Genomic DNA, 25,218 nt, shown 5'->3' with positions numbered 1-25,218 from the left:
TCCGTTATTCATCTAGTTTGATTTGGCTTTCCACAATGGTATGCTCAAGCATTTTTTTTGCGAGCTGATCCGCTTCCTTGTTGTCTTTGCGGCTGATTTGAATATAGGTGGGCGTGAGCTTTAATTTTTGAAGCTGGCTTTCGATTCTGTCCAGCCATTTCGAATGGACGGGGTCATAGCATGGCCAGTTCCCTTCAAGCTGGTTCAGCACGACGAGCGAATCCCCTTTAATGACGACGGAGTTCCTGCTTGCCCCGAGATCTTTAAGCTCTTTAACAGCTTCAGAGAGAGCCGCATATTCCGCCTCGTTATTCGTTGTCAGCCGAAAGCTCTTGTTCTTTCTCAATCGATACCGGTCCCCGCCGAGGGAGTAATATATCACAATGCCTAAACCAGCGAGCTGACTTTCTTTATCATAGCTGCCGTCAAAATAGACGGTGATCTCATCCGGTTCAGCCGCAAGCTCTTCTTTCAGCTTTTCCAGCTCTTTCAGAGTCCAAAAGCTGCCCTTCTCATCTTCAAACTCAAGTTCAGTGACATACGGACTTTGAGAAAGCTGACGCCCGGCCGCCACTGCCTCATTGACCTCGATCCATTCATCAGCTGTAAATGGAATGGGTGAAGACCCTTTAATCTTGATTTTCATACCTGCTCTCAGTTTCACAAAATCACCTTTATTCAAATTATGGCTTGTTATGCTATAATCAAAACAGTTTATTCAGAAAGGAAGTACCGTTCTTGTTTAACGAAATATTATGGATTAGTTTTGCGATCATTAATTTTATCATTGTTCTCTTCTTTTTTAAACGATTTGGCAAAACCGGTTTATTTGTCTGGATCGGTTTTGCGACAGCCGCCGCCAATATCGAGGTGGTCAAAACGGTCGAGCTGTTCGGGTTGACCGCGACACTCGGCAACATCCTGTACGGAAGCGTATTTTTTGCGACCGACGTCATCAATGAAAGATACGGAAAGGAAGAAGCGAAAAAAGCCGTTTCAATCGGTTTTTTCATTCTGATTGCCTTGACGCTCGTCATGCAGGGAGCGCTTCTGTTCAAGCCGCATCCGGAAGACATCGCACAGCCTGCGCTGGAGACGATATTCGGCTTCTTGCCCCGCGTGGCCCTCGGCAGCCTGCTCGCCTATATCATCAGCCAAACGCTTGATGTTTATGTATATTCGGGAATCAGAAGGTTATTTCCTTCCGATCGGGCACTGTGGCTTCGCAACAGCGGCAGCACAGCCCTAAGCCAGCTGCTCGATACGTTGATTTTTACAAGTGTCGCATTTATGGGCGCTTATCCGCTTGATGTATGGATTCAGATTTTCATCACGACATACGTCTTGAAATTCGTTGTCGCCGTTTTCGCAGCGCCGTACGCTTATGCTGCTAAAAGAATCACCCCTTTGGATGAAAGGAGCGAAAACAATGCCGGTTGAGGTCTATATCGACGGAGCAAGCGCGGGTGATCCCGGACCGTCCGGACTTGGCATTTTCATCAAAGACGGTCAGAAGACCGAGTCTATCTCCCTTCCCGCCGGCTTACTGAGCAACCATGAAGCGGAATTCAAGGCGCTGATCGAAGGAATGAAGCTGTGCGCCGAACGAAACTATCGGATCGTTTCGTTTCGGACCGATTCGCAGATCGTTGAGCGCACGGCCGATTCGGAGTTTGTCAAAAATCAGGCATTTAAGCCTTATCTGGATGAAATCATCCGCTTAAAAAAGGATTTTGATTTATTTTTTATCAAGTGGATTCCTTCGAAGTCAAATCAAGCGGCTGACAAGCTTGCGAAAAAAGCGATATTGCTGAACCAACCCGAGTAAATTCCATTCCCGCTGCACATCATAACGAGTGAGGTGGTTCATGTGGAAAAACAGCATTCAGCAGGAAGAGGCCGTCTGACAGGCGGTGTCACGCCCCAGGGTGATATTGTATTGAACCGGGATAACCGTCATACAGACCCAAAAACCGAGCTTGAAAACCGGGCGAAAAAAAGCAATACAAAACATTAGAGAGATCGGTTTATCCGATCTCTCTTTAAATGATTGACAAATTCCTAAAAGGTTTTATTTTAGGAATTTGTCATCCCATTCAGCGTGTCTGAAAACCCTTGCAGTCTAGGAAGGCTGAGCACCGTAGCGGAGCGAATGTTATAATTCGTGAGCACCGGAGCACAGGCCTGACAACGAATGCGAGGGTTTGGCAGCACGCTGAGAGAGATCGGTTTATCCGATCTCTCTTTTTTCGAATTTCATCAGCAGCGGCTCGATTCCCCGTATTTGATGAAGTCTCAGCATCTCCTTTGCCCTGTCATGCATCAAGGTGAAGTCCGCATCGTCCAATGAGCAGGAAAGCGGTACATCGCATTTAATTTCTGCAAGAATTCTGGACATCTTCAGATCTTCTAGACATTCGGTTATTTTCGTCTGCTGGCCCTTCGTCAGCTGACCGATGTTTTCCAGCAGCCGGTCAACAGTCGAATATTCCTTGATCAGCTTGTAGGCCGTTTTTTCGCCGATGCCTTTTACACCCGGATAATTATCGCTTGTATCGCCCATCAGCGCTTTAATGTCAATCAAAGCTTTCGGTTCGATACCTGTCTCTTCACTGAATGATTCTTCTGTGTATACCTTATAATTGCCGATTCCTTTTTGAAGCAGGGCAACTTTAACATTGACTGTTAAAAGCTGAAGTAAATCTTTATCACCGGTGACGATCGTGATGTCCGCTTCTTCGCTGAACATCGCTGTCAGGGTGCCGATGCAGTCATCGGCTTCATAGCCCGCAAGGCCGATATTTAAAATCCCGAGCTCTTCCGCCGCTTCCTTCGCCATGTCAAATTGCGGAATCAATTCTAGAGGCGGCTCGCTCCGGTTCGCTTTATAGTCCTTAAATAAATCGTTTCGGTACGTTTTGCTTCCCATGTCCCAGCAGCAGATGACATGGCTCGGTTCAAACGCAGACGCAGCGGTTAACAGATGCTTTAAAAAACCGTGAACCCCGTTTGTCGGCACGCCTTTGTCATTCAGCATAAAATTGCGGTGCACCGCAGTCGCAAAAAAAGACCGGAATAATAAAGCCATCCCGTCTACAAGCAGCAGCTTCTTGTTCATTATGGAAACTTCCTTTCATCATACAATGCACTTATTGTACCACAGGAGCAAAAATGATGAAAACAGCGTCTAGCGACGCTGTTTCAGACCGTTGACAAAACAGGTCGGATTTTAAAAATCCGACCTGTTTTTGTCCATTTTATTCTATTATTTCGATCAGAAGGCTGGCGGTTAGGACCTTTCCAGGTCCAATTCGCCAGCTTTTTCAGATTCATGGCAGCGAAAACAAGCATCGCCTGCATGGACAATTTTTTCTTTCCCCGTAAGGTTGTCCAGCGCAAGCCATGCTTATGTTTTAAATCGGCAAAAACTCGTTCGATCGTCTCTTTACGTTTGGCATAGATTTGTTTATTCTCTTCCGTATGCCGAAGATGATCAGCTTCGTCTAAATGATCCTGCCAGATATGTCTGTGAATCATCTTTCGATGATCTCTACTTTCTGTACACGTATGTAGTAATGGACATTGTTTACATCGATTTGGATCTGAAGCATACTCTCGATAACCTTGCCGATTGGTTGTGCGATAGGAGAGAATATGGTCTTGCGGGCAGATATAGACATCATAAAATTCATCGTAAACATACTCGTGTTTTCTCATGAATCCTTTTTTGGTTTGCGGACGCGTGTAAGGCATAACAGGGCGAACGTTTTCTTCATGAAGAAATTTTGCGATAACCGGTGTTTTGTATCCGGCATCAACTGCGACCGTATGAGGCTTGGCGACGCGCTCTTTCACTTGTTGAAACAGGGTCGTGAACACTTGGCTGTCATGAATATTGGCAGGCTCAACAACCGTCCCCAGCACAAATCCGTTCCGGTCACAAGCTGTATGAAAACCATAAGCAAAAAGGCGTTCCCGTTCACCCTTTACAAAATAGCCGCTCTCAGGATCTGTTGTACTTTCTTTTATTTCTCGTTCTTCTGAGCATTGCCTGGGCTTTAAGGGCTTTTTGCCGTTGGCTTCGCGATCGGCATTAATTTCTTGATCTAACTGTTCCTGATAAGCTCTTGTTTCTTTTCTTACGATCTTTTTCACAAACTTTTTCTTATTGGCATTCGCTTTGACATGTGTGCTGTCGATGAAGGCAACCGAAGGATCGACGAGGCCGAGATCCATGGCCTGACGTAAAATCCTATAGAAGATTGTTTCAAATAGGTCTGTGTCATGAAAGCGACGTTCATAGTTTTTACTGAAGGTTGAAAAGTGAGGGATTTTTTCAGAGAATCCATATCCAATAAACCAGCGATAGGCTACATCAGTTTCGATTCGCTTAATGGTTTCGCGCATGGAGCGATGACCAAACACGTATTGAATGAGCACCATTTTAATCAGTACAACAGGATCAATACTTGGACGCCCTTTTGAAGAATAAAGAGGGGCAACTTTTTGATAAATAAATGAAAAATCAATGGCTTCTTCCATCTTCCTGACCAAATGGTCTTCAGGTACAAGCTCACTTAAGGCAACGACTTCAAGCTGTTCACGCTGATCTTTAGAGTGTTTGGTCAACATGGTAAAACCTCCAAAAATTAGATTCCACACACATTTTAACAAAAAAAGCTTGTCGATCAAGCCACTTTTTTGTGACTTTGTCGACAAGCTGAAACAGCGTCTAGCGACGCTGTTTCTATTTTTGGTGCTGTTTTTTGCTTGAGATTAATTTTGCGGCTTCCATTTGCGAATAGGATTCAGTCGCAAATTCAGTGTTAAAGCCGTTCTTCTTTTTAGCGTTGTTGTTTCGCTGTGCATTCGCGTTGCCAAGCTTTGTTCTTCCCATTACACTTCACCTCCAGCGGGCGGGTCATGGTTTATGTTTTGCAAAAACACATGACGCCACACGCGGAAGGATCCACCAGCTAGGCCTGCGGATATTTTCGGCTGACGTATTCGGCAACCATTTCCTTCGAGACGAGCCGTCTTGTGGGAACGATGCCTTTTTTGGCCAATTCGTTCATCTGCACTGTAATTTGGTTGATGAGGTCGGTTGAAAATGCTTCGTTACGCCGGCACTTATCGACCACATCATCGATTGCTTTTTCCCTCTCCTGTTCGAGACGCACGAACTGCTTGATGTGCTGGTGCTGTTTTTTTGAATGTGCTGTAATCGCTTCATGAACGTTTGTCATCGTCTAATTCCCTTCTTTTTTTATTCAGTCTATCATGCCTGCCAGCCAGATATCCATACCAATATCAATCTGATTCAACATGAGCGGAGCCATTCGCCTGCCAAGGCATGCGCTTTTTCAATGTTTTCGCGCTCTGCGCTCTCCAGCGCCTCATGAAAATATGCTTCTTTTTGTTCTTCGAGTTGAGCTTTTGCGGATAGAACAGCCGCTTTCTGTAATTGACCGGCGCTCGTTTTGCAGCGGTTTAAAAATGTCTGCTTTTCACGTTGAATCCAATTGTCCGTGATCGCCGAAAGCTTTGCAGTAAACGCCTCGACAAGCCGGGCTTTGCCATTTTGCTGAAAAAACGTTTTAGGTGTTTTGAACATTTTCAGTTCATCTGTAAACTCCCCTTCATCCGCTGACGCTTCAGTCGTTTCCCAGCTTTCGGTCTCAGGCCGGTCAGCCTGGATATGAACCGAAAAATAAGGATTGCCGGCAAGCCGCTCTTTTACGGCATTTGCCCATTGTTCGCCCGCAAATTTCAGCATCAAATTTTCCATTCTGATATCAAGCGCTTTTAGTTCCTGCAAAAATTCGAATTCATACTCCTTTAAGCAGCTTTTCAAAGCGGTTTGCAGATTGGCGCGCCAATCTCCGTTCTGAAGCCCGGGGTGTATCGCAGCTTTAAATAAATCGTGTGCAAAAAAGGCCAGACGCTGCTTCATGTGGTAAAATTGCTCTTCCACATCCTTTTCCGTCATTTGAAGGATTGATGACCCCTTCTCTGCTTCTTCAATCGCAGCCAAAGCCTCTTGATAAGCTTTTGCGACGCGCTTTTGCTCCGCTTCCTTTTCTTCAGCGGAACGGTGCAGTGAACCGCGGAGCTGAAAGACGGTTTCACACAGTTTTTTGCCTTCATCAAGCAGCTCTTCGACAGCTGTTCTGGCCAAACCGTTTTCGATAAAATCGTCGAGCTCCCGCTTTAGCCTGCTGAAGTCGTTGTACGGCGAAGTTTTTTTGTTGAGCTCCTGCTTGCTCGATACATGGTACAGGTGCGGATTTTGGATGCCTTCTTTCAAGAGCTCTCCCCTTACATAGTCTTCAACCGTCTGTAATTCGACCGGGCTTTTCGCGAGGTCAGCCGCATTTAAAATAAAAAACATTTTATCCATGCTGAAAGCGTCTTTAATGAGCCCCAGCTTGCGCAAAAACGACCGGTCCGCTTTGGAAAATGAATGCTGGTAGTATGTTAAGTAAAGCAGGGCATCAGCATCTTTCATGTATTGAAACGCAAGTTCAGTATGCCGTTTATTCATGCTGCTGGCTCCCGGTGTATCGACGATTGTTATTCCTTTCTCCGTGACCGGTGTGCTCAAATAAACGGTGACTTCGCGGACGGCACAGGCCGTTTGTTCTTCAGCGACATACGGATGCAGATCGTCAGCGGAAATCGTCAGGATTTCCCGATCGTTGATATATGCACCATAACGCTCATAAGCTTTGAGGAAGTTCTTAATCAGCAGCCGTTCATCATCATCCAGTTCTCCTTTTTTCAAAAGGTTTCCAAGTTTTTCGCGAAAAGCGGAGCCTTTTGCCGCAGCCATTTTCCCCTCCAATAGCTGATCCAGTTCCGCTCTGATTTCCCCTTCAGTTTTAAAAACGACTTCTGCCGTTCCGTCCCTTTTGGTTCCCGACGGTTTGGTTATTTTATTAATCGTTGCCGTTGTCGGCGTCGGAGATGACGGCAGCACTTTCCGCCCGCAGAGCGCATTTGCAAAAGATGATTTGCCGGAACTGAATGCGCCGAAGAGCGCCAGGGTGAACTGCCTTGTATGAAGGCGTTCCGTTTTGGCCAAGAATGCTTTTCGCTGCTTTTCCAAAGCAGGAATATCCGCCAAAAACCCTGCTAGTTCGAAAAAGTGCTCAATGTACTCGGAAACGCCCTTTTTCGGATGGAGCACATCGTCTTTACTGCTGCTGTTTTCCCCTTGCACACGGACCGGTTCCGCTCGTCGGCCATCAAGCGGTTTTTCAAGGGGCTTTGTTTCAGCGGCATACCAATTCGCTGGCAGCTCGCTCAGATCACCGTGTTCCCATTGATCCCAGAGACGGTTTGCTTTTTCATATGACTTCTGCTGTTCGATCAACCGGCTTTCGTGCTCGGCGAGCTTCGCTTTTTCCGCTTCATATTCGGCTTTCATCGCTTCCGACTGCAGGCCGCTTCTTTCTTTGATGAAAGTTTTGAGCTGATCGATAAGCGGCTGCGCTTGTCTTTTTGCCTTTCTTCTGATGTTTTCAGCCAGTTCTTTCGTATAGTTCAGCACGTATTCCGGTGAAAGCTCAGCCCCTTTTTTCTGGGAACGAAGCAGTTCATTTTCATCTACCTCTGTCCGAAATTGAAGAACGACCCGAAGTAGTTCATCACTCTGGACGTTAAAGCGGTTCATGAAAGCCTTGATTGCTTCAATGACATGCCAGTCGATTTCGGCTTGAACCCTTTTTTGGACGTCGGCAAGAAACACTTCTTTTCGTTTTTGTTTTTCTTCAAGCGTTTTGGCCTTACTGAAAAGAAATCCTTTTTTAAAGCCTTTTTCGATTGATTCCAAATACGATTTGGCCAGCTCTCTCATCTCAAACGGCGTTAAGTTTGCGTTTTGGGCAATCGTATGAATGTCTTTTTTGATTTGTTCCTCCGCCCGTTTTTCCTGTTCTGTCAAATCGGCAAGCCGTCCTTTTACAGTCTCGACTTTTTCTCTTAAGGAAGCGGTTTCTTCAGACAGAGCCGTATCTTCGTCACTGATCAGCATTTTGATATGTTCATGAATCAGACTGCTGATTTTTTGCTCCGTATATGCCTTTAGCTGCTGTTCGGATTGATGCTGCAGCCTTTCCAGCACAGCGCGAAGCCGGGTGAATTCGTTCAGCGGATGACCGGCTTCGGTGACCGATGTAAAAAAGAGATGATCTTCATTGATCCCTTCTTTCAGCAGCATATCAAGCACTTGCTTTTTATAGGCATGGAAGCCTGTTTCCGCTTCGTCATGACGGTCAATCTGGTTCACGATGAAAAAAATATTGGGTATCTTATCTTTTATTGATCGAAGAAATTTCACATTTTCTTCGGAATGGACATGATTGTAATGCACGACATAAAACAAGGCATCCGCCTGGTGAAGAATTGAAGACGCCGATAAAAAATGGGCATCGTCCGTCGAATCAATTCCGGGCGTGTCAATTAAGACGGCTTGAGGCGCGATTCCTGAAAAAGCCCCCTCGATTTCCACCATTTCAATCTGGCTGCCGTCCCTGCAGTACGCCTGCACTTTTTCTTTATCATAAGAGCCATCCATCCGGGCGTACCTTCCATCGATCGTATGGAGTGTTGTTTTCATTTCCCCCCGGCGGACCAGCACAAGGTTGGCGCTCGTCGGTATCGGACTTGTCGGCAGGACGTCTTCCTGAAGCAGCGCGTTCAATAGCGATGATTTTCCTGCTGAATAATGTCCGGTTAACGCGATGTACACTTCTTTTCTCAGCCATTTTCGGATGATTCCCGCAAGCTGAGCCGACCGCTTGTCATCCCCGTTCTTCCTGAGCTCCCCGAAAACCGCTCCGGCTCTTTTCATCAGATCGTCTTTCGTGTTTATTTGTGCCATGTTTCCTACCCCTTTTATGCGTTGTTGTTTGCCATCTTAGCCCTTTCTCCCATTTTACACAACCTTGCTGTATTTTTCTTCACAATCTGAAAGAAAAAACGAGAAAAAGCTGCCGGTTTCGGCAGCTTCAGCACGTGTATTTATTTATTTTTGCGGATTCGCTCCCGCGATACCTTTTAAGACATAACCAATCAATAAACTGTATGTACTGACCGCCGCCAGCAAAAAAAACATCGTCATACGCGACTCACCATCCTATAATGAGAATGTTTATCATCATTATAAATGAAATGATAATCATTTTCAATGGTGTAATTTTTCTAATGCCTGTTCTTCCGTGCGGATGCGGATGTACATGACAGCAGCGTTGAGCACCGTAAATAAAAGTGCGGTGGCGTATGCCTGGAAAAGCACTGGCAAAAGCAGAAATTCAAGAGCCACCGCCACATAGTTCGGATGTTTGAACCATTGATAAGGCCCCTTTCGGACAAGGTTCGTTCCAGGGATGACAAGGATTTTCGTGTTCCAGCATCTCCCCAGAGAAAAGAGCGCCCAATATCGGAGGGCCTGAGTAAAGATGAGGCCTGTTAATACGACAAGCGCCATCGGAAGGGGTCCGCGTTGAAAAGCGATTGTTTCCCAAATCAAAGATATGAAAAACAAAACATGCATCGCGACGATGTAAGGGTAATGACGTCTCCCGTATTCGACCGCTCCCTCTTTCAGAGCGTTTTTTTCATTGAACTTCGCGACTGCCAGCTCAAGCAGGCGCTGGGCGGCAAAAATGCTTAAAATCGTCCAAAAAAACATGTGTCAGTCACTCTCTTTTTGTCCATTTCAAGAGCAGCAGCTCCGATGAAAAGCCCGGACCGAGCGCCCCTAAGAGACCGTATTTTCCCGGCACAGGACTGCCATGCAAGCAATATTCTTTTAAAACATGCATCACAGTGGCCGATGACATATTGCCGTGCCTGGCCAAAATTTTTCGTGAACAGTCGATGTGCGCTTCGGAAAAGCCGAGGCTTTCCAAATAAGCGTCGAGAACTTTTTTACCGCCCGGGTGGGCCAGAAATACTTGAATGTTCTCCAAAGCGATCTGTTCCTTATGGAGAAATGCTTCGACATCGTTCTTTAAATGTGTTTTGATCAATGTCGGAATGTCCCTGGAAAAAACGACACGGAAACCGTTGTCATTGATTTCCCAGCCCATGACATCTTCCGAATCTTCCAAGGTGGCTGATTGTGAGCTCACTACTTCCGGAAGAACCTCCAATCCGGCTGATGAGATATCCGCTTCCTTGCCGCACATTAAGAGCGCGGCGATTCCATCGCCAAATAAAGATGTGCCGATAAGGTTGCTTTTCGATTGATCATCCTTTTGAAACGTTAAGCTGCAGAGCTCCGCCGCAATCACAAGGACATGGGCTTTTGGAAACGCTTTGCAGTATTCGAATGCCCGCGCTATACCTGAAGCTCCTCCTGCACAGCCGAGCCCCCAAATCGGAATCCGCTTCGTCCGTTTTGAAAAGGGCAGAATGTTCATGAGCTTCGCTTCAATGCCGGGAGTCGAGATGCCTGTAGAAGATATAAAAAAAATCGCTTCAATTTTTTCGAAAGGGATTTCTTTTTTCAAAAACCGTTCGTCTGACAGGCAATTCGAAACGGCTTCTGCACTGTGTCTGACAGCCATTTCAATGTACGCTTGATTTTTTTCCTTGAAGCTCCTGGCTTCTTTATACCAATCCAAAGGCATGACAAATTGTCTTGAAGCGATTTCTCCATTTTGGAAAGCTGCCAGCAGCCGGTCAATGTCTTTAAATGAATCTTTGAACATCTCCCTTGCAAAAACGGCCGCTTCCTTCTGGTCGACATGAAAGCGGGGAAGGCTTGTCCCCGCCGAAATGACATAGGCCATAACACCACCTCTATTTACAGCGTCTCCCGAATCGCCCGGCCTTATGTGGACCTCCCGAAAAAATAGGCCATCAGCACTTCATCTTCATAATTCCCGTCCGCCAAAACCTGCTCCTTTTGAACCCCTTCAATGATAAAGCCGCTTTTCTCATAGAGCGACAGCGCTGCTTGATTTGCGGAAAATACGGTCAGGCAGAGCTTATGCAGACGATGCAGCCTGCACCAGTTGAGGGTGTAGGACATGATTTCCCTGCCGATCCCAAGACCTTGCGCTTTGCTGTGAAGCCAGGTTCTGAACAGCCCCGTGTGCCGCTTCATTTTGAGGTCGCCGCGAATGACACGGGCAATTCCGTACACCGCACCATCGATTTCAACCGCCGCATACATGTTATCCTTTTCCATCATATCGCTGATGAATGCCCGCTCTTCCTCAAGTGTGCGCGGCCGTTCTTTTTGGATGTAAACACCGGTATGAATCACATCTTTTACCGCTTCAATGATATCAGGAGCATCCGCCATTTTGACGGGACGGATGACAGCTTCACCGCCGTCTTTCGTGCTGATGCGTTCGACAAGCTCATTCACAGTTTCCATTCGTTACGCCTCCTCTTCATACCGGTAGTATGGCTAATCCGCAATGCAAAAAAACCTCACAATCTGTGAGGTTTTAAACAGCGGATTTTTCAGTTGGAACTGCTTCTGGTTGTTCAGCATGACGAGAAAACGGATGGATGTGAAAGATCGCATTCAAGAGAATGGCTGTAAAGCTTCCCGCGACAATTCCGTTCTCTGTCAAAAGCTTGACGGCATCAGGAAGGTTTTGAAACATTTGCGGTACGACCGTCACGCCGAGGCCGATTCCAACTGAACACGCTACAATCAACAAGTTCTCCTGCTTTCCGAAATCAACCCGGCTAAGCATTTTGATCCCGTAGGCGATCACCATGCCGAACATCGCGACCATAGCGCCGCCGAGCACAGGTTTAGGAATGATCGTCGTTAAAGCAGCGGCTTTCGGAAACAGCCCCAACAGAATAAGAAAAGCTCCAGCGAGCGCGATCACGCTGTTTTTCTTAACTCCTGTCAGCTGGACGAGACCGACGTTTTGCGAATAGGCCGTATAAGGGAAGGCGTTGAAAACCCCGCCCAGCAGCACGGCAATCCCTTCGGCACGGTAGCCTTTTGCCAAATCTTTTTCTGTCAGCCGGCGGTCCGTCAAATCACCCAATGCAAAGTAGACGCCTGTAGACTCGACAAGGCTGACGATCAGCACGAGAGACATCGTCAAGATCGGTGTGACCTCAAAAACGGGAGCGCCGAAGTAAAATGGATGGATCATCTGCACCCAGCCTGCGTTTGCCACTTCTGTAAAATCAACTTTCCCTATCAGAGCGGCGCCGGCTGTTCCTGCGATTAAACCGATTAAAATGGAAATTGATTTGATAAATCCTGTTGTAAAACGATATAAAAGGACGATGACCAGCAAAACGGAAAAAGCTAATGCAAGATTGGACAGCTCGCCGAAATCGCTGCTGCCTTCACCGCCGGCCATGTTGTTCATCGCAACGGGAATCAAGGTGATCCCAATCACCGTGACAACCGATCCTGTGACCACGGGAGGGAAAAACTTAACAAGCTTTCCGAAGAAAAAAGAAACGATAACGACAATCACACCGCCTGCGATGATGCTTCCATAGATCGCTGGAATACCGTATTTCGAAGCGATCGCAATCATCGGGGAAACGGCTGTGAACGTACACCCCAATACAACAGGCAAACCGATTCCGAAAAAGCGGTTTTTCCAAACTTGCAGCAGTGTCGCCACTCCGCACATCAAAATGTCGGCAGACACAAGGTATGTCAGCTCAGCCGGCGTCAAGCCGAGAGCGCCGCCGACGATCAGCGGCACGACAACGGCTCCTGCATACATGGCCAGGACGTGCTGAATGCTTAATGAAACGGTTTTACCGGCCGTAAGTTTCATGACCCAACCTCCTGTAAAAAGGTAACTTTTCCATCGGCAAGAGATGCAATACGCGCAAGGGATTCGACTCTGATTCCAAGATTGTCAAGCTCCTCCCTGCCCGTCTGGAATGATTTTTCGATGACAATTCCGATTCCGCACACCTTTGCGCCGGCCTGCTCAATGATGGAAACAAGCCCTTTCGCCGCTTGTCCATTTGCCAAAAAATCGTCGATGATCAGAACTTTGTCATCCTTTGAAAGATGGCTGGCTGATACGGCGATCGTACTTTCCGTTTTCTTTGTAAAGGAATAGACAGAAGCCGTCAACAGATTTTCCGTTAAGGTAAGCGATTGACGCTTTCTTGCAAATACTACCGGCACGCCCAGCTTCAAGCCTGCCATCACGGCAGGTGCTATCCCTGAGGATTCAATCGTCACAATCTTCGTGACGCCTTCCTCCCGGAAAAGCGAGGCAAACTCTTCGCCCACAGCAAGCATTAATTCCGGATCGATTTGATGATTTAAAAATGAATCAACTTTCAGCACTTCGTCAGACAACACCGTGCCATGCTCTGCAATTTTTCGTTTTAGCTTTTCCATTAAACCCCTCCGTTCATCAATTGCCCTTCATAAAAAAAAGCATTGTCCGCTCGGATTTTGAATGCGAGCGGGCAATGCTTAAAAAGACGAATTCCGTCTGTTTCACTAAAAGACGTTCGTTTTCTTAGCGCCCACTCATAGTCGGACATTTACGGTGTCCGGTAGAAACTTGCGTGCCATATCCACGCGATTATATGAGTGATATAATGTATCAAATTATATCAACTTTCGATCTGAATGAAAAGGGATAAAACAAAAAAAGACGAACCTGCACACATTTTTTTAGTTGAATGTTCGTATTTAACAGAAAATTCTGACCTGAAAATCCCTCCCGGGCAACGGGAGGGATTTCTTTTTTACAAATAGAGTGTTGTATATTTTTCTTTCAGGTAGCGGATTAAATGACGGACGTTTAATTCTTCGCCTGTCGCAGACTTGATGATGTCCAGCGGTTTTTTTCTTTTGCCGTGGATGTGAACGTGCTCTGTCAGCCACTTTCTGATCGGTTGAAATTCGCCGTTTTCAATCAGGCGGTCAAACTCAGGGAAATCTTTCTGCATGCTTGATTTCAGTTGAGCCGCATACATATATCCAAGCGCATATGAAGGGAAATAACCGAAATCGCCGCCGGACCAATGGACATCCTGCAAAATTCCTTTAGCATCGTCGGGAGGCGTAATGCCCAGATATGCTTCATATTTGTCATTCCATAGTTTCGGAAGGTCTCCGACCGATACTTCCCCGCTGAAAATCGCTTTTTCAATTTCGTAGCGAATCATAATATGCAGCGGATATGTCAGCTCATCAGCCTCAATCCGAATCAGCGACGGCTTTGATTCATTAACGGCCCTGTAGAACCCTTCGGCAGTAACACCTGCAAACTGGTCAGGACTTGCTTCTTTTATTTTCTCAAAATACCGCTTCCAAAAGCCTTGATGCCTGCCGATAAAGTTCTCATAGAAAAGGGATTGGGATTCATGTATCCCCATTGATGCGCCGTCTGCTAAATTGGTTCCGCCCAGCGCTTCATCAATGTTTTGTTCATAAATGGCATGGCCGCATTCATGAATCGTTCCGAAAACAGCCGAGCGAAAATCGTTTTCATTATAAGCTGTGGTCACCCGGGCATCCCCTTGGCTGATTGTCACCTGGAAAGGGTGAACCGTCTCGTCCAGGCGCCCCGCCTCAAAATCATAGCCCAGTTCTTTTAAGAAAAAGTGGCATACATCGCGCTGCCGCTCTTTTGGAAAACGTTCGTGCACAAAGCTCGTATCAGGCTTTTGATCACTGGCGGCAATCTTTTGCACAAGCGGAACGATCGCCTCCCGCAATTCAGCAAAAAGGCCGTCGAGCTTTTCGACTGTAACGCCTGGCTCATATTGGTCCAGAAGGGTGTTATAAGGGTGGCCTTCATATCCCCAGTACGAGATAAACCGTTTTTTATAGTCGATGATTTTTTCTAAATACGGAGCAAAGAGAGAAAAATCGGACGCCTTTTTCGCTTTTTCCCAGACGGATTCCGCTTTGGATGTCAGCGTCGTATATTCTTTGAACTCCTCTTCCGGAATCTTGCTGTTTAAATCGTATTCTTTTTTTGCTTCCTCAACCGCTTTCTGTGTATCGGCAGGCAGATCCTGTTTTTGCTCGGCAAGGGCATCCAAAAGCTCCTTCATCCGCGGGGACGTTCTCATCTGAAAGACGTCTGCCGACAATTGGCCGATCGCTTCGGCGCGGCTTTCTTCGCCTTTTCTCGGCGCGCCCGTTCTCATATCCCAATACATCACGTTAATCGCCTGCTCATACCGGCTGATTTTCTTTAATGTTTCTAAAAACTCTTTTTCATATGTATTGATCGACATCATTCATCCTCCTCTTCCCTTATATGATGCGAATTGTAATCAGACTAATGGAAATATTTACGAAAGTCAACTTTTATGCGGGCAAAAAAAAGAAAAGCGGAATGTCCGCTTTTCTTTATACATAGACCGGCTGAACAGGAAGCACAGATTCGACTTCTTTTATTACATTCCATTCTTGCTCATCGCCCGCAAAAATGCTGATCGTGCCGGAGTCGCTGTTTGATCTGATCAGACGTCCGACGCCTTGGCGCAGCCTTAGCAGCATGTAAGGGAGGTCTACTTCGCGAAAGGCGTTTTCCAAACCGCTCCGCTTCGCTTCAAACACAGGATCATGCGGCGGAAAAGGAAGCGACCAGATGATGACATTTTGCAGCGGATCTCCGGGAATATCGAGCCCTTCCCATAGATGCACAGAGCACAAAACGGATTCTTCAACCGTTTGAAACTTTTCAACGATTGTACTGATTTCTTCATCCCCTTCAAAGTAAACAGGAAACGAAAATGATTCCTGTGCAGTCCGGCGCTTGAAGGACAGAAGCTCCTCAAAAGACGGAAACAGGATCAGCGTCTTCCCGCCCGATTCTTTGATTGCACGGATTGCCGCTTTTTCTTTCGCTTCTCTTTCCTCAATTCGATGGATGTACACTTTCATCTGCTCTTCATAATCGTACGGCGAATCAACGGTAAATGATAAGTAGTCGCGGATTCCGAGGCTTGTCGCCAAATAATCGAACGATCCGTTTTCCGATAATGTCGCCGATGAGAAAATAAATGGAATCTGCTTGGAGAACACTTTTTCTCCGAGAACTTCGGAGACGGTTCTCGGCATAACGACGAATGTCGACTCAAGCTCTTTTTGCTCAAGCCAGCTGATCGCATTTTTCCTGTAGAGCGAAAGGGAGTAAGCCATCTGTTCGAGATACTCCTCGACAACGGTTAAAGCGTATTGGTCGATCGTGTACAGCTCGCCTTCAAAAACGAGCGCCTCCCCGATTTTTTCAAGCAAATCATACAGCTCGGCGGCCGCTTTTTTCAGATTGGCATGATCTTTGATGCGCATGCGCTCAGAGCCTTCTGCTTTTTCGGCGTTTTCCGAAAGCAAACCGAAAAATTCGTCGTTGGCGCGAAGCGCTTCTTCGACAAGCTCTGCAAATTCTTCTCTGATATCATTGCCGAGCAGGCGCTCGAGAAACATTTCGAGCGTCGATTGCTTCACCCTGTACGTCAGCGCGTTTTGCGCCGCAAACTCGAGCAGATGCCCTTCATCGAAAACCACAGCGCTGTGTTCCGGCAAAAGCGGAAGCTGGCCTTCCCGTTTTCTCGCCTCTTCTGTCCAAACGTGCTCCATATAGAAATCATGGGAACAGATGATGAAATCGGTTGATTTTCGATAATGGTCTCTTGACAGTGTGAGTCCGCAGCGGTGCCTCATATCACACGTGAGACAGTCTTGAAAAGAATCGTAACCGATTTCAGACCATTCATCATTTGATAAAGACGAATACTCTTTGCGGTCGCCGTATGGATAAAAAGTCTGCATGCCCTGCGATTCGTGAACGAAAGACGGCAGACTTTCGTAAAGGTCAAGCCATTTCTCATCATCAGAGCGCTGCATCGTTTTCTCCAGTTTTTTCAAACATAAATATTGATCATGCGATTTGCTGAGCCTTGCGTCAATCGTCAAGCCCAAATGCTCGGAAATTTTGTAAATATCGCCTTCTTTTTTGACGAGCTGTTCGATCAGCGTCTCATCCGCACAAGCGATGACCGCCGGCTTGCCCGTATACCTGGCATAGCTCAAGGCAAACAGAAGATAGACGAGCGTTTTTCCGGATCCGACTCCGGCTTCTGCAAACATGACCTTCTTTTCCTTAAATGCCCTCTCTAATTGAAAAGCCATGAATATTTGCTCATCGCGCAAATCAAAGCCTTTTTCAGGAAGAATATCGTAAAATACATCACCGATCCAATTGTTCAGTTCTTCATAAAAGTTTTTTGTTTTTGTTAATGAAAAAGGCAGACGAGATGCTGTCACCCTGCTCCAACCCCCAACTATCGAGTTTTCAGAACTTCTATCCTATCACTATGATTCGGGAAATTCAACAAGAAAGATTTGAAAAAAGGAGCAGGAAGCCTCTCTCAACTATTTCCGGTAAATCGAATGCGTCAAAAACGGATGATCCGTCGATTCCATATGGCTGATCGCGTTTTTCAATTCTTCCTTCGCATATGTAAGGCGCTCTTCGCCAATGTCCTCGAGCTGATTTTCTGACGTCTCCAGCGCTTTTTGAATCATTTGAATGTGATCGCTGTTCAACATGAAATCACCCCTTTTCAAAATCAATAATCCCGAGTATATGCAGGATGAATCGTTTTTATACAGGCTGATTTTATGTTTTTTCTTTCTTTGCTCTTTTAAATAAAAAGGGCGGACCGTTTTCGCAGCGGTCAAACCACCCTTTTTTCAGTCAAACAAAAGCTTAACATCAGATAGCAAGGACTGTGTTAGACAATGTGCGCTTTATCCACTATATAAACCCAGTCTATTCCGTTTTTCTATCATATCCTATAGGGACTTAAAAATTTATAGACTAAAGGTGGAGAGTTTATGTACTATTATGAACCGGCAAAGAAAGATTATTGGGATTATGATTATGATCCTTACAAAAAGGATCACGATTATTGCAAAAAAGATTTTTACTATCATGAGCCTTGCAAGAAGGATTACGATTATTGCAAAAAGGATTATTACTACCATGATGACTACAAAAAAGACTACGATTACCACAAGCCTTACAAGAAGGATTACGATTATTGCAAAAAGGATTATTACTACCATGATGATTACAAAAAAGACTACGATTACCACAAGCCTTGCAAGAAGGATTACGATTATTACTACCATGATGATTGCAAAAAAGACTACGATTACCACAAACCTTGCAAGAAAGACTGCTACTATGAGCCGCGCAAAAAATGCTATGATTCGTCTTATAAAAAGAAAAATGATTCATGGATTTACTAGTGAATCGATGTTTTGCCATGCGCTTTTAAGGATTAAACCCTGAGGGGCGCGAATTTAAAAACGCCGTTTGGCGGCTTTCCAGCTATGGAAAGAAAAAAAGGCTGCCGTTTCATGGCAGCCTTTTAGCTTCACTTCTCTTTATTCGGTTTTGGCGGCCTTTTCCCCCAATACTGGTAATAGTCCGTCTTAATAAAACCGTTAAAGAGTTTCCGTTTTTTTGTCGCTTTTTTCCCGTAGCACTCTTCAAAACGCTCGTTTGATGTCAGCATGTAAACAGACCACGTATCAAGTCCGGCAAATGCCTTGCCCATATCTTCATACATGGCTTCGACTGCTTTCTTTTCACCGAGGCGTTCCCCGTACGGCGGATTTCCGACGATCACGCCGTATTCCTCTTTCGTCCGAAAATCCTTTACCTGCATTTGCTTAAATTCGATGAAATCGGCGAGTCCCGCTTCCTCGGCATTCGCCTTGGCGATCTCGATCATACGATGATCCAGGTCATACCCCGAAATTGACAGAGGCTGATCATAATTCGCCTTGTCTTCGACTTCCAGCCTCGCTTGATCCCACACTTCTTTGCCGATCCATTCCCATCTTTCGGATGCAAAATCCCTGTTGAAACCCGGCGCGATATTTTGGCCGATCAAAGCCGCTTCGATCGGTATCGTGCCCGAACCGCAAAACGGATCGACGAAAGGTCTGTCAGGCGTCCAATTTGTCAATAGAATCAATGCTGCAGCAAGGGTTTCTTTCAGCGGCGCTTCCCCTTGGCCGGTTCGGTATCCCCGTTTATGAAGACCGGCTCCGGATGAATCAAGCGTAATGACCGCTTTGTCTTTTAAAAGGGAGACCTCGATTTTATATTCCGGGCCTGTTTCCTCAAGCCACCCGCCTTGTGTCTGATACGCTGATTTCAGCTTCTCGGCGATCGCTTTTTTGACGATACGCTGGCAGTCCGGCACGCTTGCGAGCACTGATTTAACAGATTTTCCCGTCACAGGGAATGAGGCGTGTTCAGGAAGATAGGCGCTCCAGTCGATCGCTTTTGTCTTCCCGAATAACTCGTCAAAGGTCTTGGCCGTAAATTCGGCAACCTGCACTTTCACCCTGTCAGCGGTTCTCAGCCACAGATTGGCTCTGCAGATGGCGAGGGCATCGCCTTCAAACAAGACTTTGCCGTTGTCAACCGTACAATCATATCCAAGATCTCGCACCTCTTTGGCGACGATCGCTTCAATTCCCATCGGCGCTGTTGCAATTAATGTATAGGTTTTCATCATATCACCTGTTTTTATGTATGTTTTTTACATGATAAAAGCTCTCCTACCTGCGGAGAGCTTATACATTGTCATCATCATAATAGTGTGTAACGTTCTGTAAGCCATGTTTTGTTCCGTCGTACTGCCGTCGGCTGCTAAGCCTCGTACTCGGGTGGTAATCATCTATCTACAGAGTCAACTCTGTCCTTCTTTCCGTTCATTTCCGTCCAGAAGGTTCCCCTACCAAAATTTGGGTTTCTCGCTCGAGGGGTTTACCGCGTTCCACTCTCACCATTTCTAGTGAGACTTCGTCACTGTGGCACTTTCAAGGATACTCAGCCATATCCATAAAGGACGTAGGCTTTTTTCCTGCCGTCAGCCTTCTGCAAGGCTGCCCTAGCTTATGACTTCGCTAGGCACGAACACTACGGGCATCTCAGCACCGTGCGAGCATGGACTTTCCTCTACAGATGTAAAATCTGCAGCGATTACCCGAACGTTAAGACATCAACTATTATAGCTTAGTTTGTTCTAAAGGGCAAGCGGTTTTCATCAATCGTATAATTTGCTTCCAAACACATGTTTTTCCAAATTGGAAAGCCGTTTTAGAATATCAAAATTGGTCGTATTTGATTGAGCCGGCTGTCTCTTGTTGGCTTCTTCAAGCTGTTTTTTCAACTGCAGGTTTTCCTGCTGCAATTCTTCGATTTCCTGATGGAAGGCTTCATAGTCTTTAATGACCATGTCCAAAAATTTGTCAACATCTTCCTGCTTGTAGCCTCTGACTCCTGTTTTGAATTCTTTTTCCAAAATTTCTTTAGCAGAAAGCTTCACTTTATCAGCAAGCATCTTTTTCACCTCATATCGTGAATCATCATCTTATATTTTTTCAGAAAACGTGTGCAATGTCAAATTTTCTCTTGCACTTTTTACTCTTCATAAAAGCTGCATTCTTCAACGGTGACTCTCAGGTCATCCATCGTAATCGTGTAAATCGGAAAATCGCGTTTTTCCTGAGCCTTTTTTGCTTCATTCAGCATATACACAGGCGAGCCTTCTCTTTCTTCGTCGTACAGAATCAATAAGCCATCCGCCTTTTCGATGAAAAACCGGTTTTTTTGTTTAAATTGGACCGGGCTTTCGTACGGCCTGTGTGTCAAGCTTTCAGTGAAATCGCTGGCTGCGAGCACAGCTTCATACTGCTCTTGGTTTTTCTCGTTCCACTTCTTTTCCTGTTCCAAAAACGGAGTGATAACCGCCACTTTCAAGTCGGGATATTCTTCCTGCAGCGAAAACGCGACTTCCGCCGCCCATAGTTCCGTGCCGAGCTGGCCTGAGATAAGGATCCATTCCAGGCCTTCCTCAAGCAGGGCGGTCAGTCGGTTTTCAAGCGCTTTTTTTATGTAGAACAGGGCCTTGTCATCCTGTTTGAAAATCCCGAGTTCAAACGGCTTGTACCCTGTAACGGCCAATACTTTCATGTTAATCACCTGCTAAAAAAAGGGGCCGTATTCCGCCCCATTTTTTCAAAAGATATTCTGTTGCTCACGTTCAATCCGGCGCTCGTTCATCCTGACAAAACTTCCGAAAATCCTTTTTAGTAAGGACCCATACCCATTCCAGGTCCCGGCATCGCTCCAGGCCCGGGCATCATTCCTGCGCCAGGGCTCACGAAGTGCTGGTGTGATGCCTGGTTGACAGCTGATTGAGTTTGCGGGAAGTAATGAACATGCTGAAAATGCTGATGGTTGACATTCGTTGTGTGCTGCGGGTGAATGTGCGGTACGACGGTTTTGCTTTGCGTATGGTTGTAGCAGCATTGAGTAGGATGAACAATCGGCGCCATTACATGCGGTTTACAGTGCATGAAAATTCCCCTTTCTTTAAGCTTCTATATACACTATTAAACTATGAAGCAAGGGGTAAACATGTACTAATATAAAAACCTATTTTAAAAGTAAGCCATAAAGCTTTCCTTGAAATTCGTCATGATCAATACGATAAACAGTACGACGACAAAAAACAGATAAAACAGCCCCTTATACATATCGACGCTCCCTTCAAACCATTCTAACGTTATTTTACAAGAAGCGATCGGTTTCTACAATTCATAACATGCTTGAAATGTTTGGCTTTCGAAGACCGTCGTTTTCTGCGCTTGCCCGGGGAATATTTCGTCCGAATTTCCTTTCCAGCCGCTCGCGCCGTTTCAAAAGATCGGCCACTTCTTTTTCGGTCAGCTCAAACTTTTGTGAACCGTGCTGCAGCATCAGGTTATCCGTTACCTCGAGGGCGGCCCGGATATCCCGCTTTCGATGTTCAAGGTATTTGGCAAGTTCGATGCCTGCGCGCCAGGCGGTTTTTCCGTCTTTTCCATTTAGGAGCTTCAGCCAAAGGGATGCGGCTTCTTTTAGCATGCCTTGCTTTTTATACTGCATGGATAAATCGAATGATGCGCGTTCAGACTGCTCGAAAGGCTTTTTTTCAAGCTCCTGCAATTGCGCTGTCGCAAGCTCTGTCTCCCGGTTGGCGAGGAGCCACTTTGCCATCGCGTACTTTTCGTTTGCTTCTGCTGTCTGCTCCGGGGCGAGGATTTTCTTCGATAAATGGATGTAAAGAGAGATTAAAGAAAGCACGTCAAGCTCATTGTGGCGCAAAACGCCTTCAATGATTTCCGGGCGCTCCTCCTTTAAAAAATGAAAATACATCATCGGCGCCAGGTAGCCCGGCGTATCTTCAGTTCTTCCAACACCCAGCTCTTCCTTTTCCACCGTCCCCAAAGAGACGCGGTCAAATTTATGCTTCCAAAGGCGGCGGGATCCGTGGAGCAGGTCAAAGTGGCCGAAATCCGGCAGCTTTGGGACCCTGTCGCGGATCAGCGTGTGCCTTGTTTTCACCTGAGGCCAGTCGAACGCTTTCCCGTTGTAGGTGACAAGAGACTGAATATCGACTTCACTCAGGAAGCTGTGATAGAGGGCGGCTTCGTGCCCCGGCTTTGGCAGCAGATGCTGTTTGACAACTACGCAGTCGTCATACACCCGTGCATGGCCGAGCAAAAAGATCGCATTGCCGGCTCCTCCTCCGAGACCGGTCGTTTCCGTATCAAAGAAAAAAAGCTGGCTCGGTGTATACCCTTTGCTTGAAAGTGAATGGGAAACGGCGCTGTTGTTCCAGTGCCGAACCGTCTCATGCAGCTCAGAAAATGCGTAATGGCCATGAACATGTGTCAACGGATAAACGACTTCCCTGATCAGGCAATAGCATTCCTCAAACACATACGGTTTAACACCGAGTTCGGCCCATTCTTTCTCAAAACCGACGGACACGGAAGTCCGCTTTTCTGCCGGAGAATCCGTTTTTTCTTCTTTCGCTTGATTTCCCAGGTGATGCTTATAGCGGTTAAGTTTTCGTTTTAAAGACATTCCGCTCAACCTTTCCAGCCTTTTAAAAGGCGCAGCGCATTGTTTTTTGTCTGATCGCCGCTGCCGCCCACTCCTATGCAGGAAGGGCATCCTGACTCACACGGACATCTTGAAATCAGCCGATGCGCTTCACTGATGATCTCAGGCATTTGTTCATACACTTTCTGAGACAGCCCCACTCCGCCGGGATATCGATCATACAAAAAGATCGTCGGCTTTTCGTTATGAACGGCTTTAATTTGCGGAAAAACGTGCAGGTCAGACGGATCGCACATCACTTTTAAGGCGGCGACATGTCCCAGGACGTTTGCAGTTCCAAGCAAAGCCTCTTCCAATTTGATATCGTTCCAATTTTGCCGCTCGTCATCGTTCACCTGCACCCAAGCCGCATTGGTATGCAGTTCCTCTTCAGGCAGATGAATCGGTCCTGAACCGATATTTTCATGCGTCTCAAATTTTATTTTCTTAAAAATCGTCGCTTTTGCCTGAACGGTCACATCCCCAAAACCGAACGCTGCGGTTTCTGTCTTTTTTTCCTTGTCAACTTCGAGAACTCTCAATAGGACGGCAAGATTGGCATCCGTATAGTAATCAACTTGAACCTCGCGGACAAACGCCTTTTTCTCCTCCCAGTCAAGCTTTTCCACCTGGTATTGGATGCCTTGATGCAAATAAATGGCTTCATCGTGCAGAAGCGTCATGGCGCTGAACCTGTCCATTTCCCCGATCACTTTCGCCTTCTCGCGCTTTGACTGATCAATAATGACAACATTTTCCTGAGAAGCCGACCTCAAGCTGATGCCGTGCGCCGGAAAAGCGTCATTCATCCAGTGATACGTGTTCCCGGTTAAGTGGAGGACTCTTTCTTCTGCCAAGTAGTCAAGAATATCCTCGATTTCGGCACCTCCGAATGTGTCCGTTCTTTTGAAAGGCAGTTCAAAGGCTGCGCATTTAATATGATCGACAAGAATGACCAGGTTGTCCGGATTAATGACGGCAGTCTCGGGATTTTGTTTAAAGAAATAGTCCGGATTCTGTACAATGTACTGATCGAGCGGGGCGGAACTTGCCACCATGACAATCAGCGCTTCGTTGTGCCTTCTTCCGGCGCGGCCGGCCTGCTGCCAGGCGCTCGAGATCGTTCCCGGATATCCGGTCATGATGCATGTCTGCAGCTGTCCGATATCAACGCCCAGCTCAAGCGCATTCGTGCTGACAACGCCCTTAATGTCCCCGCTGCGAAGGCCTTTTTCAATGACGCGCCGCTCGTTCGGCAGATAGCCGCCCCTGTACCCCTGAATCGAATTAGGGCCGACAATCGGTTTCATCACTTCCTGCAAGTATGTCAATATAATTTCAACCCGGACTCTGCTTCTTGCAAACACAATTGTCTGAATGCCGTTTTTCAAAAATTCGGATGCGAGCTTTCTCACTTCAAGGGTCGCGCTTTTCCTGATGTTAAGCGAACGGTTGACCATCGGCGGGTTGTAAAATAAAAAATGCTTTCTTCCCGACGGGGCGCCATTGTTTGAAATCAGATGCATCGGCTGCCCTGTGAGCGTTTCAGCGAGCTCCAATGGATTGGCGATCGTCGCGGATGTACAGATAAACTGCGGCTTGCTTCCATAAAATTCAGCGATCCGCATCAGCCTTCTGATGACATTGGCTACATGGCTGCCAAAGACTCCCCTGTATACGTGAAGCTCATCGATGACGATATATTTCAGATTTTCAAACAATGACACCCATTTTGTATGATGGGGCAAGATCGCCGAATGCAGCATATCCGGGTTTGTAATGACGATATGTCCTGCTTTTCTGACTTTCTGTCTGATCGAAGGCGACGTATCTCCGTCATATGTATAACAGTTGATCGACGCACCGATTTCATCGATTAATTCGTTCAGTTCGCTTTTTTGGTCCTGCGACAATGCCTTTGTCGGAAAAAGATATAAGCTGCGTGCATCCTGGTCTTCTGTGATCCGCTGAATGACGGGCAGATTGTAGCAAAGCGTCTTCCCAGATGCCGTGGGCGTCACAAGCGTCACGTTTTTGCCGGCGGCGCTGTGCAGAAACGCGTCAGCCTGATGGGAATACAGCTTTTCTATCCCTCTCTGCTGTAAAGCATGGACGATTTTTTTATCTAAACCTTCAGGAAAATCGCGGTAATCCGCTTCTTTTTCCTCAATTGTATGCCAATGAACAATTTGCTTACTGAAAGCTTGGTCTTCTTTCAGAAGCTGAATCATATCTGTCAAATTTCGTTTTTGAAACAACGCTGTCACCT

General features: G+C 46.4%; 25 protein-coding genes, 1 other RNA gene and 1 riboswitch. Of the genes, 4 read left to right on the top strand and 22 right to left on the bottom strand.

All coding sequences use genetic code 11. The features are described 5' to 3' along the window. Nucleotides 1-4: 4 nt before the first annotated feature. Nucleotides 5-646, bottom strand: coding sequence for a reverse transcriptase-like protein (locus ACVC9U_RS07705; protein WP_441390471.1), 642 nt, complete (start codon nucleotides 644-646; stop codon nucleotides 5-7). A gap of 92 nt (nucleotides 647-738) precedes the next feature. Here ACVC9U_RS07705 and ACVC9U_RS07700 point away from each other — a divergent pair, with 92 nt between their 5' ends. Genes ACVC9U_RS07700 through sspL form a run of 3 tightly spaced genes read left to right on the top strand, consistent with a single transcriptional unit; the run spans nucleotide 739 to nucleotide 2,017 of the window. Further along, on the top strand, nucleotides 739-1,440 hold the full coding sequence (locus tag ACVC9U_RS07700; protein ID WP_065643811.1) for a queuosine precursor transporter: 702 nt from the start codon (nucleotides 739-741) through the stop codon (nucleotides 1,438-1,440). Then, nucleotides 1,430-1,828 carry a reverse transcriptase-like protein gene (locus tag ACVC9U_RS07695; protein WP_441390469.1) on the top strand — a complete coding sequence of 133 codons (399 nt, stop codon included), beginning with the start codon at nucleotides 1,430-1,432 and terminating at the stop codon, nucleotides 1,826-1,828. Before ACVC9U_RS07700 ends, ACVC9U_RS07695 begins: the two co-directional genes overlap by 11 nt. Before the next feature lie 42 nt (nucleotides 1,829-1,870). Then, entirely contained in the window at nucleotides 1,871-2,017 is a 147-nt protein-coding gene (gene sspL, locus ACVC9U_RS07690; RefSeq protein ID WP_003182847.1) for a small, acid-soluble spore protein L, read from the top strand. A 213-nt stretch (nucleotides 2,018-2,230) separates the two neighbouring features. On the opposite strand, the gene ACVC9U_RS07685 is transcribed toward sspL, so the two are convergent. The 14 genes from ACVC9U_RS07685 to ACVC9U_RS07620 all read right to left on the bottom strand — a co-directional run bounded on the left by ACVC9U_RS07685 (nucleotide 2,231) and on the right by ACVC9U_RS07620 (nucleotide 17,542). After that, nucleotides 2,231-3,118 (bottom strand): 5'-3' exonuclease, encoded by an 888-nt coding sequence (locus ACVC9U_RS07685; protein ID WP_003182849.1) that lies wholly within the window; start codon nucleotides 3,116-3,118, stop codon nucleotides 2,231-2,233. Between the two features lie 83 nt (nucleotides 3,119-3,201). Continuing rightward, the gene (locus ACVC9U_RS07680) at nucleotides 3,202-4,632 is read right to left on the bottom strand and encodes an IS1182 family transposase (RefSeq protein WP_016886315.1); all 1,431 of its coding nucleotides are present in this window, start codon (nucleotides 4,630-4,632) and stop codon (nucleotides 3,202-3,204) included. A 115-nt stretch (nucleotides 4,633-4,747) separates the two neighbouring features. Then, a complete protein-coding gene (locus tag ACVC9U_RS07675) occupies nucleotides 4,748-4,897 on the bottom strand; it encodes a hypothetical protein (RefSeq protein WP_003182852.1) in 150 nt (49 codons plus the stop codon). Nucleotides 4,898-4,976: 79 nt separating this feature from the next. Next, nucleotides 4,977-5,246, bottom strand: a complete 270-nt coding sequence (locus ACVC9U_RS07670; RefSeq protein ID WP_003182854.1) for a YpbS family protein — start codon at nucleotides 5,244-5,246, stop codon at nucleotides 4,977-4,979. Nucleotides 5,247-5,320: 74 nt separating this feature from the next. Beyond that, complete coding sequence (gene dynA / locus ACVC9U_RS07665; RefSeq protein ID WP_441390465.1) at nucleotides 5,321-8,884, bottom strand: dynamin GTPase; 3,564 nt, start codon at nucleotides 8,882-8,884, stop codon at nucleotides 5,321-5,323. Nucleotides 8,885-9,028: 144 nt separating this feature from the next. Beyond that, entirely contained in the window at nucleotides 9,029-9,124 is a 96-nt protein-coding gene (gene fbpC / locus ACVC9U_RS07660) for a Fur-regulated basic protein FbpC (RefSeq protein ID WP_003182857.1), read from the bottom strand. Nucleotides 9,125-9,187: 63 nt separating this feature from the next. Continuing rightward, complete coding sequence (locus tag ACVC9U_RS07655; RefSeq protein WP_145646130.1) at nucleotides 9,188-9,694, bottom strand: isoprenylcysteine carboxyl methyltransferase family protein; 507 nt, start codon at nucleotides 9,692-9,694, stop codon at nucleotides 9,188-9,190. Between the two features lie 7 nt (nucleotides 9,695-9,701). Beyond that, nucleotides 9,702-10,799: a type III polyketide synthase gene (locus ACVC9U_RS07650; protein WP_025811248.1), complete on the bottom strand. Its 1,098-nt coding sequence runs from the start codon at nucleotides 10,797-10,799 to the stop codon at nucleotides 9,702-9,704. Between the two features lie 41 nt (nucleotides 10,800-10,840). Next, on the bottom strand, nucleotides 10,841-11,392 hold the full coding sequence (locus tag ACVC9U_RS07645; protein ID WP_441390462.1) for a GNAT family N-acetyltransferase: 552 nt from the start codon (nucleotides 11,390-11,392) through the stop codon (nucleotides 10,841-10,843). Nucleotides 11,393-11,465: 73 nt separating this feature from the next. After that, nucleotides 11,466-12,782, bottom strand: coding sequence for a nucleobase:cation symporter-2 family protein (locus ACVC9U_RS07640; RefSeq protein WP_075754161.1), 1,317 nt, complete (start codon nucleotides 12,780-12,782; stop codon nucleotides 11,466-11,468). Further along, nucleotides 12,779-13,363, bottom strand: a complete 585-nt coding sequence (xpt, locus tag ACVC9U_RS07635; protein ID WP_020451903.1) for a xanthine phosphoribosyltransferase — start codon at nucleotides 13,361-13,363, stop codon at nucleotides 12,779-12,781. The genes ACVC9U_RS07640 and xpt overlap by 4 nt, the downstream gene beginning before the upstream one ends. A gap of 118 nt (nucleotides 13,364-13,481) precedes the next feature. Then, nucleotides 13,482-13,581, bottom strand: a riboswitch (purine riboswitch). Nucleotides 13,582-13,719: 138 nt separating this feature from the next. After that, on the bottom strand, nucleotides 13,720-15,222 hold the full coding sequence (locus ACVC9U_RS07630; RefSeq protein WP_075754159.1) for a carboxypeptidase M32: 1,503 nt from the start codon (nucleotides 15,220-15,222) through the stop codon (nucleotides 13,720-13,722). 115 nt (nucleotides 15,223-15,337) lie between these two features. Beyond that, the gene (locus ACVC9U_RS07625) at nucleotides 15,338-17,257 is read right to left on the bottom strand and encodes an ATP-dependent DNA helicase (protein WP_441390459.1); all 1,920 of its coding nucleotides are present in this window, start codon (nucleotides 17,255-17,257) and stop codon (nucleotides 15,338-15,340) included. 108 nt (nucleotides 17,258-17,365) lie between these two features. Then, nucleotides 17,366-17,542 carry a hypothetical protein gene (locus tag ACVC9U_RS07620; protein WP_164468300.1) on the bottom strand — a complete coding sequence of 59 codons (177 nt, stop codon included), beginning with the start codon at nucleotides 17,540-17,542 and terminating at the stop codon, nucleotides 17,366-17,368. A gap of 288 nt (nucleotides 17,543-17,830) precedes the next feature. Here ACVC9U_RS07620 and ACVC9U_RS07615 point away from each other — a divergent pair, with 288 nt between their 5' ends. Further along, nucleotides 17,831-18,247 (top strand): hypothetical protein, encoded by a 417-nt coding sequence (locus tag ACVC9U_RS07615; protein ID WP_441390457.1) that lies wholly within the window; start codon nucleotides 17,831-17,833, stop codon nucleotides 18,245-18,247. A 128-nt stretch (nucleotides 18,248-18,375) separates the two neighbouring features. Here ACVC9U_RS07615 and ACVC9U_RS07610 read toward each other — a convergent pair whose 3' ends face one another. From ACVC9U_RS07610 to ACVC9U_RS07580, 7 genes are all read right to left on the bottom strand, one after another. Next, complete coding sequence (locus ACVC9U_RS07610; protein WP_075754157.1) at nucleotides 18,376-19,527, bottom strand: THUMP domain-containing class I SAM-dependent RNA methyltransferase; 1,152 nt, start codon at nucleotides 19,525-19,527, stop codon at nucleotides 18,376-18,378. A 95-nt stretch (nucleotides 19,528-19,622) separates the two neighbouring features. After that, nucleotides 19,623-20,009, bottom strand: an RNA gene (gene rnpB, locus ACVC9U_RS07605) — RNase P RNA component class B. Between the two features lie 52 nt (nucleotides 20,010-20,061). Continuing rightward, complete coding sequence (gene gpsB, locus ACVC9U_RS07600; protein ID WP_003182873.1) at nucleotides 20,062-20,358, bottom strand: cell division regulator GpsB; 297 nt, start codon at nucleotides 20,356-20,358, stop codon at nucleotides 20,062-20,064. A gap of 80 nt (nucleotides 20,359-20,438) precedes the next feature. Then, on the bottom strand, nucleotides 20,439-20,990 hold the full coding sequence (locus tag ACVC9U_RS07595) for an SLOG family protein (RefSeq protein ID WP_025811241.1): 552 nt from the start codon (nucleotides 20,988-20,990) through the stop codon (nucleotides 20,439-20,441). Nucleotides 20,991-21,106: 116 nt separating this feature from the next. Beyond that, the gene (locus tag ACVC9U_RS07590; protein ID WP_020451911.1) at nucleotides 21,107-21,376 is read right to left on the bottom strand and encodes a CotD family spore coat protein; all 270 of its coding nucleotides are present in this window, start codon (nucleotides 21,374-21,376) and stop codon (nucleotides 21,107-21,109) included. Nucleotides 21,377-21,617: 241 nt separating this feature from the next. Next, nucleotides 21,618-22,931 carry a ribonuclease H-like domain-containing protein gene (locus ACVC9U_RS07585; protein ID WP_020451912.1) on the bottom strand — a complete coding sequence of 438 codons (1,314 nt, stop codon included), beginning with the start codon at nucleotides 22,929-22,931 and terminating at the stop codon, nucleotides 21,618-21,620. Nucleotides 22,932-22,936: 5 nt separating this feature from the next. Continuing rightward, the gene (locus ACVC9U_RS07580) at nucleotides 22,937-25,180 is read right to left on the bottom strand and encodes a DEAD/DEAH box helicase (RefSeq protein ID WP_048350638.1); all 2,244 of its coding nucleotides are present in this window, start codon (nucleotides 25,178-25,180) and stop codon (nucleotides 22,937-22,939) included. Nucleotides 25,181-25,218: the final 38 nt, after the last annotated feature.

The organism is Bacillus sp. GM2, assembly GCF_056155945.1.
The sequence above is the reverse complement of the archived record's forward strand: the minus strand, read 5'-3'. Positions and strand labels throughout refer to the sequence as shown.

What these genes read in the sequence shown, in the direction of transcription:
- dynA (WP_441390465.1), bottom strand. Translation starts at nt 8,884, where the DNA reads ATGGCACAAATAAACACGAAAGACGATCTGATGAAAAGAGCCGGAGCG.
- fbpC (WP_003182857.1), bottom strand. Translation starts at nt 9,124, where the DNA reads ATGACGATGTTTTTTTTGCTGGCGGCGGTCAGTACATACAGTTTATTG.
- ACVC9U_RS07675 (WP_003182852.1), bottom strand. Translation starts at nt 4,897, where the DNA reads ATGGGAAGAACAAAGCTTGGCAACGCGAATGCACAGCGAAACAACAAC.
- ACVC9U_RS07615 (WP_441390457.1), top strand. Translation starts at nt 17,831, where the DNA reads ATGTACTATTATGAACCGGCAAAGAAAGATTATTGGGATTATGATTAT.
- xpt (WP_020451903.1), bottom strand. Translation starts at nt 13,363, where the DNA reads ATGGAAAAGCTAAAACGAAAAATTGCAGAGCATGGCACGGTGTTGTCT.
- ACVC9U_RS07585 (WP_020451912.1), bottom strand. Translation starts at nt 22,931, where the DNA reads ATGTCTTTAAAACGAAAACTTAACCGCTATAAGCATCACCTGGGAAAT.
- ACVC9U_RS07705 (WP_441390471.1), bottom strand. Translation starts at nt 646, where the DNA reads ATGAAAATCAAGATTAAAGGGTCTTCACCCATTCCATTTACAGCTGAT.
- ACVC9U_RS07610 (WP_075754157.1), bottom strand. Translation starts at nt 19,527, where the DNA reads ATGAAAACCTATACATTAATTGCAACAGCGCCGATGGGAATTGAAGCG.
- ACVC9U_RS07620 (WP_164468300.1), bottom strand. Translation starts at nt 17,542, where the DNA reads ATGTTGAACAGCGATCACATTCAAATGATTCAAAAAGCGCTGGAGACG.
- ACVC9U_RS07680 (WP_016886315.1), bottom strand. Translation starts at nt 4,632, where the DNA reads ATGTTGACCAAACACTCTAAAGATCAGCGTGAACAGCTTGAAGTCGTT.
- ACVC9U_RS07640 (WP_075754161.1), bottom strand. Translation starts at nt 12,782, where the DNA reads ATGAAACTTACGGCCGGTAAAACCGTTTCATTAAGCATTCAGCACGTC.
- ACVC9U_RS07685 (WP_003182849.1), bottom strand. Translation starts at nt 3,118, where the DNA reads ATGAACAAGAAGCTGCTGCTTGTAGACGGGATGGCTTTATTATTCCGG.
- ACVC9U_RS07655 (WP_145646130.1), bottom strand. Translation starts at nt 9,694, where the DNA reads ATGTTTTTTTGGACGATTTTAAGCATTTTTGCCGCCCAGCGCCTGCTT.
- ACVC9U_RS07630 (WP_075754159.1), bottom strand. Translation starts at nt 15,222, where the DNA reads ATGTCGATCAATACATATGAAAAAGAGTTTTTAGAAACATTAAAGAAA.
- ACVC9U_RS07595 (WP_025811241.1), bottom strand. Translation starts at nt 20,990, where the DNA reads ATGAAAGTATTGGCCGTTACAGGGTACAAGCCGTTTGAACTCGGGATT.
- ACVC9U_RS07650 (WP_025811248.1), bottom strand. Translation starts at nt 10,799, where the DNA reads ATGGCCTATGTCATTTCGGCGGGGACAAGCCTTCCCCGCTTTCATGTC.
- ACVC9U_RS07645 (WP_441390462.1), bottom strand. Translation starts at nt 11,392, where the DNA reads ATGGAAACTGTGAATGAGCTTGTCGAACGCATCAGCACGAAAGACGGC.
- ACVC9U_RS07580 (WP_048350638.1), bottom strand. Translation starts at nt 25,180, where the DNA reads ATGATTCAGCTTCTGAAAGAAGACCAAGCTTTCAGTAAGCAAATTGTT.
- gpsB (WP_003182873.1), bottom strand. Translation starts at nt 20,358, where the DNA reads ATGCTTGCTGATAAAGTGAAGCTTTCTGCTAAAGAAATTTTGGAAAAA.
- ACVC9U_RS07670 (WP_003182854.1), bottom strand. Translation starts at nt 5,246, where the DNA reads ATGACAAACGTTCATGAAGCGATTACAGCACATTCAAAAAAACAGCAC.
- ACVC9U_RS07590 (WP_020451911.1), bottom strand. Translation starts at nt 21,376, where the DNA reads ATGCACTGTAAACCGCATGTAATGGCGCCGATTGTTCATCCTACTCAA.
- ACVC9U_RS07695 (WP_441390469.1), top strand. Translation starts at nt 1,430, where the DNA reads ATGCCGGTTGAGGTCTATATCGACGGAGCAAGCGCGGGTGATCCCGGA.